Origin of the sequence: uncultured Sphingopyxis sp., assembly GCF_900078365.1 — a bacterium.
Classification (GTDB): Bacteria; Pseudomonadota; Alphaproteobacteria; order Sphingomonadales; family Sphingomonadaceae; genus Sphingopyxis.
Genome location: NZ_LT598653.1, coordinates 2,150,690 through 2,164,221 on the forward strand (window position 1 = coordinate 2,150,690; position 13,532 = coordinate 2,164,221).

14 protein-coding genes are annotated in these 13,532 nt (G+C 64.2%); 1 reads left to right on the forward strand and 13 read right to left on the reverse strand.

The window, feature by feature from the left end:
• Window positions 1–2 precede the first annotated feature (2 nt).
• The 10 genes from nuoI to QZL87_RS09885 form a co-directional block, all read right to left on the reverse strand.
• A complete protein-coding gene (nuoI, locus tag QZL87_RS09840; RefSeq protein ID WP_295318755.1) occupies window positions 3–491 on the reverse strand; it encodes an NADH-quinone oxidoreductase subunit NuoI in 489 nt (162 codons plus the stop codon).
• Entirely contained in the window at window positions 488–1,531 is a 1,044-nt protein-coding gene (gene nuoH / locus QZL87_RS09845) for an NADH-quinone oxidoreductase subunit NuoH (RefSeq protein WP_295318757.1), read from the reverse strand. The genes nuoI and nuoH overlap by 4 nt, the downstream gene beginning before the upstream one ends.
• A gap of 133 nt (window positions 1,532–1,664) precedes the next feature.
• Window positions 1,665–3,677 carry an NADH-quinone oxidoreductase subunit NuoG gene (gene nuoG, locus QZL87_RS09850; protein ID WP_295318759.1) on the reverse strand — a complete coding sequence of 671 codons (2,013 nt, stop codon included), beginning with the start codon at window positions 3,675–3,677 and terminating at the stop codon, window positions 1,665–1,667.
• Complete coding sequence (nuoF, locus tag QZL87_RS09855) at window positions 3,677–4,966, reverse strand: NADH-quinone oxidoreductase subunit NuoF (RefSeq protein WP_295318762.1); 1,290 nt, start codon at window positions 4,964–4,966, stop codon at window positions 3,677–3,679. The genes nuoG and nuoF overlap by 1 nt, the downstream gene beginning before the upstream one ends.
• A gap of 3 nt (window positions 4,967–4,969) precedes the next feature.
• Entirely contained in the window at window positions 4,970–5,638 is a 669-nt protein-coding gene (locus tag QZL87_RS09860) for an NAD(P)H-dependent oxidoreductase subunit E (RefSeq protein ID WP_295318766.1), read from the reverse strand.
• Window positions 5,631–5,876 (reverse strand): hypothetical protein, encoded by a 246-nt coding sequence (locus QZL87_RS09865; protein ID WP_295318770.1) that lies wholly within the window; start codon window positions 5,874–5,876, stop codon window positions 5,631–5,633. Before QZL87_RS09865 ends, QZL87_RS09860 begins: the two co-directional genes overlap by 8 nt.
• Window positions 5,873–7,090: an NADH-quinone oxidoreductase subunit D gene (locus QZL87_RS09870; RefSeq protein ID WP_295326832.1), complete on the reverse strand. Its 1,218-nt coding sequence runs from the start codon at window positions 7,088–7,090 to the stop codon at window positions 5,873–5,875. Before QZL87_RS09870 ends, QZL87_RS09865 begins: the two co-directional genes overlap by 4 nt.
• A 154-nt stretch (window positions 7,091–7,244) precedes the next feature.
• Window positions 7,245–8,156 carry an NADH-quinone oxidoreductase subunit C gene (locus QZL87_RS09875; RefSeq protein WP_295318773.1) on the reverse strand — a complete coding sequence of 304 codons (912 nt, stop codon included), beginning with the start codon at window positions 8,154–8,156 and terminating at the stop codon, window positions 7,245–7,247.
• The gene (locus QZL87_RS09880) at window positions 8,156–8,689 is read right to left on the reverse strand and encodes an NADH-quinone oxidoreductase subunit B (protein ID WP_295326834.1); all 534 of its coding nucleotides are present in this window, start codon (window positions 8,687–8,689) and stop codon (window positions 8,156–8,158) included. The genes QZL87_RS09875 and QZL87_RS09880 overlap by 1 nt, the downstream gene beginning before the upstream one ends.
• A 17-nt stretch (window positions 8,690–8,706) precedes the next feature.
• Window positions 8,707–9,081 (reverse strand): NADH-quinone oxidoreductase subunit A, encoded by a 375-nt coding sequence (locus QZL87_RS09885; protein WP_167921043.1) that lies wholly within the window; start codon window positions 9,079–9,081, stop codon window positions 8,707–8,709.
• 234 nt (window positions 9,082–9,315) lie between these two features.
• Here QZL87_RS09885 and QZL87_RS09890 point away from each other — a divergent pair, with 234 nt between their 5' ends.
• Window positions 9,316–9,798, forward strand: a complete 483-nt coding sequence (locus QZL87_RS09890) for a YbjN domain-containing protein (RefSeq protein WP_295318775.1) — start codon at window positions 9,316–9,318, stop codon at window positions 9,796–9,798.
• A gap of 40 nt (window positions 9,799–9,838) precedes the next feature.
• Here QZL87_RS09890 and QZL87_RS09895 read toward each other — a convergent pair whose 3' ends face one another.
• The 3 genes from QZL87_RS09895 to QZL87_RS09905 all read right to left on the reverse strand — a co-directional run bounded on the left by QZL87_RS09895 (window position 9,839) and on the right by QZL87_RS09905 (window position 13,501).
• A complete protein-coding gene (locus QZL87_RS09895; RefSeq protein WP_295318777.1) occupies window positions 9,839–10,657 on the reverse strand; it encodes an inositol monophosphatase family protein in 819 nt (272 codons plus the stop codon).
• Between the two features lie 121 nt (window positions 10,658–10,778).
• Window positions 10,779–11,342 carry an elongation factor P gene (gene efp, locus QZL87_RS09900; RefSeq protein WP_295318780.1) on the reverse strand — a complete coding sequence of 188 codons (564 nt, stop codon included), beginning with the start codon at window positions 11,340–11,342 and terminating at the stop codon, window positions 10,779–10,781.
• A gap of 113 nt (window positions 11,343–11,455) precedes the next feature.
• A complete protein-coding gene (locus tag QZL87_RS09905) occupies window positions 11,456–13,501 on the reverse strand; it encodes an oligopeptide transporter, OPT family (RefSeq protein ID WP_295318782.1) in 2,046 nt (681 codons plus the stop codon).
• Between the last annotated feature and the right edge of the window lie 31 nt (window positions 13,502–13,532).

Here is a 13,532-nt window from a genome sequence, read left to right on the forward strand (position 1 = left end):
CCTTATCGATAGGGCGCGTCGGCGGCAAGATTCGCCGCGATCGCGCGTTCCCATTTGTCGCCGTTGGCGAGCAGCTTGGCCTTGTCATAGAGCAGCTCCTCGCGCGTTTCGGTCGCGAATTCGAAGTTCGGCCCCTCGACGATCGCATCGACCGGGCAGGCTTCCTGGCAAAAGCCGCAATAGATGCACTTGGTCATGTCGATGTCGTAGCGCGTCGTGCGGCGCGAGCCGTCGGCGCGCGGCTCGGCCTCGATCGTGATCGCCTGCGCCGGGCACACCGCTTCGCACAGCTTGCACGCGATACAGCGTTCCTCGCCGTTCGGATAACGGCGCAGCGCATGCTCGCCGCGGAAACGCGGGCTGAGCGGGTTCTTCTCGAACGGATAGTTGATCGTCGCCTTCGGCTTGAAGAAATATTTCAGCGTGAGGGCGTGCGCCTTCACAAACTCCCACAGCGTGAAGCTTTTGATGAGGTGGGCAATGGTACTCATGAATACCTCGTCAGCATCAGATAGCCGGAGATCAGGAAGATCCAGAGAAGCGAAATCGGCAGGAAGACCTTCCAGCCCAGCCGCATCAGCTGGTCATAGCGGTAGCGCGGGACGGTCGCCTTGACCCAGCTGAAGACGAAGAAGAAGAACAATATCTTCGCGAACAGCCAGATGATGCCCGGAACAGCATAGAGCGGCGCCCAGTCGATCGGCGGCAGCCAGCCGCCCCAGAAGAGCACCGCGTTGAGCGTACACATCAGGAGGACGTTGGCATATTCGCCGAGCCAGAAGAGCGCGAAGCTCATCGACGAATATTCGGTCTGGTAACCCGCGACGAGCTCGCTCTCGGCTTCGGTCAGGTCGAACGGCGCGCGCGCGGTTTCGGCGAGCGCCGAGATCAGGAACATCACCGCGAGCGGGAAAAGCAAAAGGTTGAAGCCGAAGGCGTTGACGATGCCAAGCCCGTGACCCTGCTGCGCCTTGACGATCTCGTTCATGTTGAAGCTGTCGGCAAAGAGCACGACGCCGATCAGGATGAACCCGATCGAGACTTCATAGCTGATCATCTGCGCCGAGGCGCGCATCGCCGAGAAGAAGGGATATTTCGAGTTCGACGACCAGCCCGACAGGATCACGCCATAGACGCCGAGCGACGAGATCGCGAGGATGTAGAGCAATCCGACGTTGATGTCGGCGAGCACCGCGCCCGAATTGAACGGGATCACCGCCCAGGCGAGCAGCGCGACGGTGAAGGTGATGATCGGCGCGATCAGGAACAGGCCGCGGTTGGCCGAGCTCGGGATGATCGTTTCCTGCAGGAACACCTTCAGGCCGTCGGCGAAACTTTGTAGCAGACCGAAAGGACCGACGACGTTCGGACCACGACGCAGCGCCATCGCCGCCCAGATCTTGCGGTCGGCATAGATGATCATCGCGACCGCGAGCATCAGCGGCAGCGCGATGAGCAGGATGCCCGCGACGGTCGCGACACCCCACGCCCAATTCGGGTCCATGCCCCAGGAAATGAAGGTCTCGGTCACTTCCGGCCTCCGTCCTGGTTTTTCCAACCATTATGCGGCCCGGGCTTTTCCGATTTGCCCTTGGGGTTGAATCCGCGCCAAACCGAATAGCCCATGCCGACGAACAGCACGCCAGCGATTGCATGTACCGGGGTCATTCCGCGGCCTCCGCAAAATCGACGCCATGGATCAGCTCTTCCGAGCAGCGCTGCATCGTCGGCGACGCGCGGCAGATGGCGTTGGTGAGGTAGAAATCCTTGATCGGCGACGGGATCGCCCGCGCCTCGGGCTTCGCGGGCAGTTTCGGCACCGTCCAGCCGTAATCGGCGAGACCCTCGACACCCAGCGCCGGCACCGCCGCGATCATCGCGGCGCGGCATTCGGCAAAGCTGTCGAAGCCGAGCGACACGCCGAGCGCGTCGGCAAGGGCGCGGAAAATGCTCCAGTCCTCGCGCGCGTCGCCGGGGGCGAACACCGCTTTCTCGCTGCGCTGGACGCGCCCCTCGGTGTTGACCGTGGTGAAATCCTTCTCGGTCCACGCCGCCGCCGGCAGGATGACGTCGGCGGCATGCGCGCCCTTGTCGCCATGGTGGCCGACATAGACCTTGAACGTATCGGGCAGCGCCGCGAAATCGACCTCGTCGGCGCCGAGGAAGAAGGCGAGCTTCGGCTTCGCCGCGATGACATCCTTGATGCCGCCGGGCAGGCCGTAGCCGAGCATCAACGATCCCATGCGCGCGGCCGAGAAATGGACGACGTTGAAGCCGTTCCAGCCATCCTTGACCGCGTTCACCGACTTGGCGAGCGCGAGGCCCGCGCCATGGACGCCGGGAACCGACAATGCGCCACCGCCGAAGACCAGCATCGGCCGCTCGGCGCCCTTCAGCGCGTCGAGCACATGCGCGGGCAGCTTCGCCACCAACGATGCGTCGTCGCCGAGCCATTCCGTCTTGTACGTGAGGTCGGTTTCGGGGCCGATCGCGAAGACCTTCGCGCCCTTCTTCCACACCGCCTTGCGGACGCGCGTGTTGATCAGCGGCGCTTCCCAGCGCAGGTTCGTGCCGACGAGCAGGATCACGTCGGCATTTTCGGCCTCGGCGATGGTGGTGTTGAAATTGACCGCCGACAGGCTGGTGACGTCATAGTCGAGTCCGGTCTGGCGTCCTTCGAGCAGATGGCCGCCGAGCGCGTTCACCAGCGCCTTCGCCGCGAACATCGTCTCGCAATCGGCCATGTCGCCCGCGATCGCCGCGACCGACGAACCGGCGTTGACGGCCTTGATCGCGGCAAAGGCTTCGGCCCAGCTTGCGGGCTGAAGCGCGCCGTTCACGCGCACATAAGGCTGATCGAGGCGGCGACGGACGAGGCCGTCGACATGGTGGCGCGTCTTGTCGCTCGCCCATTCCTCGTTCACATCGTCGTTGACGCGCGGCAGCACGCGCAGCACCTGCCGCCCGCGGCTGTCGATGCGGACATTGGTGCCGACCGCGTCCATCATGTCGATGCCGAGCGTCTTGGTCAGCTCCCACGGCCGCGCCTCGAACGCATAGGGCTTGCTGGTCAGCGCGCCGACCGGGCAGAGGTCGACGACATTGCCCGACAGCTCGCTCGCGACCGCGCGTTCCAAATACGACGTGATCTGCATATTTTCGCCGCGATAGATCGCGCCGATGTCTTCCACGCCCGCGACTTCCTCCGCAAAGCGGACGCAGCGCGTGCACTGGATGCAGCGGGTCATCACCGTCTTGACGATCGGACCCATATATTTCTCGGTCACCGCGCGCTTGTTCTCGTCATAGCGCGTCGCGCCGCGGCCATAGGCGACCGACTGGTCCTGCAGGTCGCATTCGCCGCCCTGGTCGCAGATCGGGCAGTCGAGCGGGTGGTTGATGAGCAGGAACTCCATCACCCCCTCGCGCGCCTTCTTCACCATCGGGCTGTCGGTCTTGATCACCTGCCCCTCGGCCGCGGGCAGCGCGCACGACGCCTGCGGCTTCGGCGGCCCCGGCGCGACCTCGACGAGGCACATGCGGCAATTGCCGGCGATCGACAGGCGCTCATGGTAGCAGAAGCGCGGAATTTCCTTCCCCGCCATCTCGCACGCCTGCAGGACGGTCGCGCCCTGCGGGACGTCGAGTTCTACGCCATCTACGGTAACTTTAGGCATTATTCGGCTGCCTCCAGCGCGCCGCCATTTTCACGTATGCGGCGTTCAAGTTCGGGGCGGAAGTGGCGGATCAGGCCCTGGATCGGCCATGCCGCGGCATCGCCGAGCGCGCAGATCGTGTGGCCTTCGACCTGCTTGGTCACGTCGAACAGCGTGTCGATCTCGCTGATATCGGCGTCGCCGGTGCGCAGCCGCTCCATCACGCGCCACATCCAGCCGGTGCCCTCGCGGCACGGCGTGCACTGGCCGCAGCTTTCATGCTTGTAGAAATAGCTGATGCGGCTGATCGCCTGGACGACGTCGGTCGATTTGTCCATGACGATCGCGGCGGCGGTGCCGAGGCCCGAGCCGAGCGCCTTCAGTCCGTCGAAATCCATCGGCGCGTCCATGATCTCGGCCGCCGGGACGAGCGGCACCGACGAACCGCCGGGGATCACCGCGAGCAGATTGTCCCAGCCGCCGCGGATGCCGCCGCAATGCCGGTCGATCAGTTCGCGGAAGGTGATGCCCATCTCTTCCTCGACGACGCACGGGCGCTCGACATGGCCCGAAATCTGGAAGAGCTTGGTGCCCTTGTTGTTCTCGCGCCCGAAAGAGGCAAACCACGACGCGCCGCGGCGCAGGATCGTCGGAACGACCGCGATGCTCTCGACATTGTTCACCGTCGTCGGGCAGCCATAGAGGCCCGCACCTGCCGGGAACGGCGGTTTCAGGCGCGGCTGCCCCTTCTTGCCCTCGAGGCTTTCGATCATCGCGGTTTCTTCGCCGCAGATATAGGCGCCCGCGCCGCGGTGGACGAAGACGTCGAAATCATAGCCTGACTTGGCCGCATTCTTGCCGAGCAGGCCGGCGTCATACGCCTCCTGCACCGCCGCGAAGAGCGTCTCGGCCTCGCGGATGAACTCGCCGCGGATATAGATATAGGCCGCACGCGCGCGCATCGCGAAGCCCGCGATCAGCGCGCCTTCGATCAGCTTGTGCGGATCGTGGCGGATGATTTCGCGGTCCTTGCACGACCCCGGTTCAGATTCGTCGGCGTTGATGACGAGGAAACTCGGGCGGTCGGCGCGCGGCTCCTTCGGCATGAACGACCATTTGAGCCCCGTCGGGAAACCCGCACCGCCGCGGCCGCGCAGCCCCGACGCCTTGATCTCCTCGATGATCGCGTCCTGGCCGCGGCTCATCAAATCCCTGGTGTTGTCCCAATCGCCGCGCGCCTGCGCGGATTTGAGGTTCCACGGCTGGAAGCCGTAGAGATTGGTGAAGATACGATCCTTATCGGCGAGCATGGCTTACCACTCCTTCCGATAGTCGTGGTTGGCCTTGACCATCTCGACCAGCGTCGTCGGGCCGCCTTCGGGCTCGCTCGTGTGACGCCGCGGGTTCTGCGTGCCCGCCTTGGGCGCCTTGCCCGCGGCGAGATCGTCGAGGATGCGGACCATGCTGTCGTAATCGAGGTCTTCGTAATTATCGTCGTTGATCTGGACCATCGGCGCGTTGGTGCAGGTGCCCATGCACTCGACCTCGGTCAGCGTGAACAGGCCGTCGGGCGTCGTCTTGCCCTTGGTCATGCCGCGGTTCTTGCACGCCGCCATGACATCGTCCGACCCGCGCAGCAGGCACGGCGTCGTGCCGCAGACCTGCACATGATAGCGGCCGACGGGAACGAGATTGTACATCGTGTAGAAGGTCGCGACCTCATAGGCGCGAATGAACGGCATATCGAGCTGCGCCGCGACATATTCGATCACCGGCACGGGCAGCCAGCCCTGCGTCTGTGTCTCGGCCCCGACCTGGCGCTGCGCGAGGTCGAGCAACGGCATCACTGCCGAACGCTGGCGACCTGCGGGATAGCGCGCGATGACCGCCTTCGCCTTCTCGGCATTTTCCGCCGTCCACGCAAAAGCGCCCCAGCGCGCGCGGGTTTCGGCTTCATCGGGGATTTGGGGTGCGTCAGCCATTTGTCTTCTTCCTGAGATCTTGGGCGATCGCCATTTCCCGGAAGACGACAAGCATGCGCCATCCGAACAAAGCAAATACCAAAACCGCCAGAGCTATTGCAAAAACACGTACCGCAGCGTTGTCTATGCCAAGCGCGACAAGGCCAATAGCGGCCAGCAGCAGACCCATCGCAGAGTTGGAACGCTTGGCGCCCTCGCGATAGCCTTCATCGATCCATGAAATTACTCGCAACGTCACCGGTCACACTCCCCGAACACGACGTCGATGGCACCGATGATCGCGGTGGTGTCGGCGAGCATGTGGCCCTTCGACATCATGTCCATCGCCTGCAGGTGCGAAAACGCCGTCGGGCGGATCTTGCAGCGGTACGGCTTGTTGGTGCCGTCGCTGACCAGATAGACGCCGAATTCGCCCTTGGGGCTTTCGGTCGCCACGTAGACCTCGCCCGCCGGGACGTGGAAGCCCTCGGTATAGAGCTTGAAGTGGTGGATCAGCGATTCCATCGACTGCTTCATCTCGCCGCGCTTCGGCGGCACGACCTTGCGGTCGAGGCTCGCGATCGGACCCGATGGCATCGCGTTGATGCACTGAAGGATGATGCGCGCCGACTGATAGACTTCCTGCACGCGCACCATGAAGCGGTCGTAGCAGTCGCCGCGCGTGCCGACCGGAATCTCGAATTCCATCTTGGCATAGGCGTCATAGGGCTGCGACTTGCGCAAATCCCACGCGATGCCGCTGCCGCGGATCATCGGGCCCGAAAAGCCCCATGCCAGCGCGTCTTCCTTGCTCACCGTCGCGATGTCGACATTACGCTGCTTGAAGATGCGGTTGTCGATGACGAGGCTCATCGCGTCGCCGAACAGCTTCGGCAGCCGCTTTTCGCACCATTCGCCGATGTCGTAGAGCAGCTTTTCGGGAACGTCCTGATGGACGCCGCCTGGACGGAAATAGGCCGAGTGCATCCGCGCGCCCGACGCGCGCTCGAAGAAATTGAGGCAATCCTCGCGCAGCTCGAACACCCAGAGGTTCGGGGTCATCGCGCCGACATCCATGACGTGCGACCCGATGTTGAGCATGTGATTGCAGATGCGCGTCAGCTCGGCGAACAGCACGCGCAGATATTGCGCGCGATCGGGAACCTCGAGGTCGAGCAATTTCTCGATAGCCAGCACATATGAGTGCTCCATCCCGAGCGGCGAGCAATAGTCGAGCCGGTCGAAATAGGGCAAAGCCTGCAGATAGGTCTTATACTCGATCAGCTTTTCGGTGCCGCGATGGAGCAGGCCGACGTGCGGATCGACGCGCTCGATGATCTCGCCGTCGAGCTCCATCACCATGCGCAGCACGCCGTGCGCCGCGGGGTGCTGCGGGCCGAAGTTGATCGTATAGTTGGTGACGACCTGATCGCCCGCGGTATCGGCGGTGTCGACCGGATAGCCTTCGAACATGTCACTGCCGTGGTGCTTGACGGTGGGTGTGTCGGTCACAACAGACCTCCCAAATCAGATCCCGTCACCCCCGCGAAGGCGGGGGTCCAGCTTTCAAAGCCGGCAGGAAAAAGCTGGATCCCCGCCTTCGCGGGGATGACGAAGGAGGACAACATCACTTGCTCTCTCCCTTCGGCTTGCGCGGCGCGCGCGGCTTGGCGGGCGCCTTTTCGGCCTTCTCGGTCGCGGGCGTCTTTGCCTTGGCGGCCTTGGTCGCTTTGGCGCCATCGCGGCTCGTCTTCGCGGCCTTGATATTCGTTTTCGCGCCCGCGCCGGTCTGCGTCGTCTTTTCGGTCGTCTTCGGCGTCGGCGGCGGCGAGGTCTTTTCCTTCTCGGCTTCGGCCTTTTCGTCGGCCTTCTTGACCTCTTGCGCAGTCATCGGCGTCGGCGCGCCCTTGCCCGGCGCTTCGCCCGTCCCGCCGGCCTTTTCGTCGCCCGGCAGCACATAATCGGCGCCTTCCCATGGGCTGAGGAAGTCGAAATTGCGGAAATCCTGCGCCAGCCGCACGGGCTCGTACACGACGCGCTTGTCCTCTTCGGAATAGCGCAGCTCGGTATAGCCGGTCAGCGGAAAGTCCTTGCGCTGCGGATGCCCCTGGAACCCATAGTCGGTCAGGATACGGCGCAGGTCGGGGTTGCCGCTGAACAGCACGCCATACATGTCGAACACTTCGCGTTCGAGCCAACCGGCGTTCGGCCAGACGGGAACGATCGTCGGCACCGGCGTCGCCTCGTCGGTCGACACGCGGACGCGCAGGCGGTGGTTCTTCGTCACGCTGAGCAGGTGATAGACGACCTCGAACCGCTCGGCGCGGTCGGGATAGTCGACCCCGGCAATTTCCATCAGCTGCTGATATTCGAGGCTGTCGCGCAGCGCGACCATCACGCCGGCGACAGCTTCGCGCGCCAAGGTGATGCTGTCTTCATCGACGGTGAATACATGCGCGACGAGGTCGACGCCGAGCAGCTTTTTCAGCGCGTCCGCGAGCGAAGGCTGCGACGCGACGAGGGGAGCGGGATGGGCCATCAGCGTTCGATCGTTCCGACGCGGCGGATCTTCCGCTGCAATTGCATCACGCCATAGAGCAGGGCTTCGGCGGTCGGCGGGCACCCGGGAACGTAAATATCCACCGGCACGATCCGGTCGCAACCGCGCACCACCGAATAGCTATAGTGATAATAGCCGCCGCCATTGGCGCAGCTGCCCATCGAGATGACATATTTGGGGTTCGACATCTGGTCGTAAACCCGGCGCAGCGCGGGGGCCATCTTGTTGCAGAGCGTTCCCGCGACAATCATCACGTCCGACTGGCGCGGGCTCGCGCGCGGCGCGGCGCCGAAGCGTTCCATGTCGTAACGCGGCATGTTGACGTGGATCATCTCGACCGCGCAGCAGGCGAGCCCGAAGGTCATCCACCAGAGCGAGCCGGTGCGCGCCCAGTTGAACAGATCCTCGGTCGAGGTGACGAGAAAGCCCTTGTCGCCGATCTCGCTGTTGAGGTCGTCGAAGAAACCCGCATCGGGGTTCGTCCCAGGGGCGACCGGCATCTGGCCGGGCATGATGATGCTGGAAGTACTCATTCCCAATCCAACGCGCCTTTTTTCCACGCGTACACAAGGCCGAGGGTCAGCTCGGCGAGGAAAACCATCATCGTCGCCCAGCCGGCCCAGCCGATTTCCTCGAGGCTCACCGCCCAGGGAAAGAGGAAGGCGGCTTCGAGGTCGAAGATGATGAAAAGGATGGCGACGAGGTAGAAACGCACGTCGAACTGGCTGCGCGCATCTTCAAAAGCGGGAAAACCGCATTCATATTCGGTCAGCTTCGCCGGATCGGGCTTGTGCGCCCCGGTCAGCCGCGCGACGCCCATCGGCAGGAAGACGAAGGCGGAGGACAGGCCGACGGCGATGACCAGAAAGATCAGAATCGGCAAATATTGCGTCAGATCGACCATGGGAGCTCGCAGTTCTGTTGTTTTGGGGTGTCGCGCACCCGTTTATCGGGGGCGCTTTAGGCCAGCGGGCCGCGTGCCGCAAGCACCGCGGGCAGGATTTTCGTTTCGCGTGTGACCAAAAGCATAATGCGCGCTGGCGAGCAGTCCTATCGCTGTGATACGCAAGTGAAAAAGGGTTGCTATGCCGCGCTTTTCCGCCGGCAGGGACTCTCAATATCGACAAAGGGAGCTTATATGGGACCAATCACCGCTCGCGCCGCCCTCGCCTTCGCCCCGCTGGCGCTTTTCTCCGCGACTCCGGCCCATGCCGAACTGGTCAACGCGACGAATCCCGAGACGATCAAGGCGATCCTCGAGTCGCAGGGCTGGCCCGCGACGATCGTGGTCAAGGAGGGCGACGATCCCTATATCGAGAGCAACCGGAGCGGCCTGAAATTCCTCGTCCTCTTCATGAACTGCGACGAGGGCGAACAGTGCAAGACACTGCAATATTATATGGGATTCAGCGACGCGAAGGACGTCACGCTCGAACGGCTCAACCAGTGGAACAAGGAAAAACGCTTCGCGCGCGCCTATAAGGACGACGCTGGCGACCCGGTGCTCGAAATGGACGTCGACCTCGATTTCCAGGGCATCCCGCGCGAAAATGTCGGCGAAACCTTCAACACCTGGGCGTCGCTGATGGACAGCTTTCGGGCCTATGTTTTCGAGAAGTGACTATCCGTCATCTCGGGGAAGGCCGGGATGAAGGATGAAATTAAGCGTTGCGCAGCGCGCCCGCGACCAGCTTTTGCAGCTTCGAATGCACCGCGGCGCTGCCGGCGATATATTCGCTGCGGTCGATCGCACGATCGCCGCCGCGGAAGTCGCTGACGAAGCCGCCGGCCTCGCGCACGAGCAGCATGCCCGCCGCGACGTCCCAGATCTGGAGGTCGCTTTCCCAGAAACCGTCGTAGCGCCCCGCCGCGACCCATGCGAGGTCGAGGCTGGCGGCGCCGAAGCGGCGGATGCCCGCAACCTCGGGCGCGACCGCGCCGAAAATGCGGCTCCACTGCGCCATATTGCCATGGCCCATGTACGGGATACCCGTCGCGATCAGGCATTCGTTGAGGTGGCGGCGCGATGCGACGCGCAGCCGCCGGTCGTGCAGCCAGGCGCCGCGGCCGCGCTCGGCCCAATAGCTTTCGTCGGTGATCGGCTGATAGACGAGCGCCGCCGTTACCTCGCCCCAGCCGCCGCCGGGCTTGGGTTCCTGCACCGCGATCGAGATCGCGAAATGCGGGATCGCGTGGAGGAAGTTCGAGGTGCCGTCAAGCGGATCGATGATGAAGCGCGGCTTGCCGGGATCGCCCTCGATCTCGCCCGCCTCTTCCATCTTGAAGCCCCAGCCCGGACGCGCATGGGTCAGTTCGTCATAAAGCGTGCGTTCGGCGGCCTGATCGGCCTTCGACACGAAATCGGCCGGCCCCTTTTGCGAAACCTGCAGATGCTCGATCTCGCCGAAGTCGCGGCGCAGCTTCGTGCCGGCCTTGCGCGCGGCGCGTTCCATGACGGTGATGATGCCCGATACGGCCATTGTTCGATCTCCCCCCTCCCGCTTGCGGGAGGGGTCGGGGGAGGGAATGTTACTTTACAGGAATGGACCGTCCCTCGACAGGCCCTCCCCTAGCCCCTCCCGCAAGCGGGAGGGGAACTAATCAATCGGCACGCCGCACATATTCGCGGTCGTACACATGCACGACGATCTTGGTGCCGCTGGTGATGTGCGGCGGCACCATCACGCGCACGCCATTGTCGAGGATCGCGGGCTTGTACGACGACGACGCCGTCTGGCCCTTCACCACCGCGTCGGCCTCGACGATCGTCGCTTCGATCGTTTCGGGCAGTTCGACCGAGATCGGGCGTTCTTCCCAAAGCTCGAGCACGACGTCCATGCCGTCCTGCAGGAACTCATGCGCTTCGCCGACGACTTCTTTCGAGATGTTGATCTGTTCGAAGCTGTCCTTGTCCATGAACACCAGGTCGTCGCCCTCGGCATAGAGGAACTGGAAGTCCTTGGTGTCGAGGCGCACCTTTTCGACCGTGTCGGCGCTGCGGAAACGGTTGTTGAGCTTGCGCCCGTCGATCAGATTCTTGGCTTCGACCTGCATATAGGCGCCGCCCTTGCCCGGCTGGGTGTGCTGGATCTTGGTGACCTTCCAGATGCCGCCTTCATATTCGATAATATTGCCGGGACGGATTTCAACGCCGGTGATTTTCATCGCGCACACTCGCTTCAACAAGGATGGAAAGAGCCGCCGGCGCGCGCACCCGCACGCCGGTTCAGGAGCGCGCCCTTAACGACGGATGCGGCGGAGGGCAAGCGATCCGTATCTCAGGCGGTCGTTTCGACGGCTTTGCGGGTCCGCGCATAGCTCGTCAGGATGAGCGCGACGAACAGACCGGCACCGACGAGGATCGACGGCACATGGAATCCGTCGCCAACGACCGCGAGCGGCGCATCGCTATCGGTCGCATAGACGAGACCGGCATAGAGAACCCCGAACAGGCTTTCGCCGACGATCATGCCCGTTGCGGTCAGCACGCCCATACGGTGGGCAAAGGCCGGATTCGCGCGGCGACCAGCCCAGCGATCATAGAACCAGCCGCCGACCGCGCCGATCACCACGGGCAGAATGACCGCCATCGGCAGATAGATGCCGATCCCGATCGCGAGCGGCGGCAGGCGCAGCTTCTTTGCGCGGCCGAGCAGTTCGTCGACGATGACGAAGCCCACGCCCGCGAGCGCGCCATAACCCAGCATCGCCCAGTTGAGATCGCCGCCGAGTACACCCTTCGCAAGCGAGGAGATGAGCCCCGCCTGCGGCGCGGCGAGCGCGTTCGGTCCCGCGCCGGGAACGCCGACGAAGCCCACCGTCTCGTTCAGCACGTTGAGCACCGGCGGCACGACAAGCGAGCCGAAGACGACGCCGATGATCAACGCCACCTGCTGCTTCCACGGCGTCGCACCGACGAGCTGGCCGGTCTTGAGGTCCTGCAGATTGTCGTTCGAGATGGTCGCGATGCCAAAGACGATGCCGGTGACGATCAGCGCATAGGCGACCATCGCCGCGCTCGCCTCCGCGCCGCCGCCGCGCCCGAGCAGCCCGACGAGCAGCAGCGACGAAGCGATGATCGCGAGGATGCCGATCCCCGAAACCGGCGAGTTCGACGCGCCGATCAGACCCGCCATATAGCCGGTGACCGAGGCGATCATCAGCCCGATAACGATGACGAAGACCAGCGCGCCCGCCATCAGGATCGCCGCCGACCCCGCCAGCGGCCCGCCCGCGAGCACCGACCACAGCAGCCAGGCGATCGGCAGCAGGATCAGCAGCGAGCCACCGAACACCCAGCCGATGGCGATGTCCTGTTCCTCGACCGCGAGCGCCGTGCCCGCGTGGCGCGCCTTGCTCGCCGCCATCGCCGAGCGGATGCCGCCGATCACCGGCCCGGCGATCTTGAGCAGGGTCCAGAGGGCCGCCACGGCGATCACCCCCGCGCCGAAGAAACGGACATCGTCGCGGAACACCGTGTTCGCGATCGTTTCCGCGTCGGGTCCGGCAACGCCCTGCGTCAGGATCGGCAGCAATATCCACCAGCCGACGACCAGCCCCACGAGCTGCGCGAGGCCGACCGACAGGCCGACGAGATGGCCGACGCCGAACAAGGCGAAGCCGAGGCCGCCCGAGATGCCGGTCGCGCCCGCGCCGACCTTGAACCAGCGCGAGACTTCGGCGGCGGCGAGCTTCATCTGCGTGAGCAGCGCGAAGCCCGCAGCCACCAGGCTGTTCCACAGCAGCGCCGACAGCCCGGCCTTGTTCTCGGCCGCGCCCTCGGCGCTCGCGGCGCCGACGCGCAGCACCTCGGCCGCCGCCCGCCCTTCGGGATAGGGCAGGTCCGAATCGACGACGAGCGCGCGGCGCAGCGGCACCGAAAAGAGCACGCCCAATATGCCGCCGAGCATCGTGATCGCGGTCGTCTCCAGCATCGGGAAACCCTGCCAATACCCGACCATCACCAGCCCGGGCAGCACGAAGATGATCGCCGCCAGCGTGCCCGCCGCGCTCGCGATCGTCTGGACGATATTATTCTCGAGGATCGTCGAGCCCGCCATATAGCGCAGCAGCGCCATCGAGATCACCGCCGCGGGGATCGACGTCGCGAAGGTCAGCCCGACCTTCAGTCCCAGGAACACGTTCGACGCGGTGATCACCGTGGTGTTCACTGCGTCGAACGTGTTCCTGGGACTGAAGGTCAGCCCGACCTTCAGCCCCAGATAGACGTTCGCCGCGGTGAACGCCAAGGTCAGCAGCCCGCCCAGCAGGATCGCGCGGATCGTAAGTTCGCGCCCGCGCGAGATCGTGGTGGTTTCGGTCATCAAGAATCTCCCCGTCCGCTGTCTTGCGGGG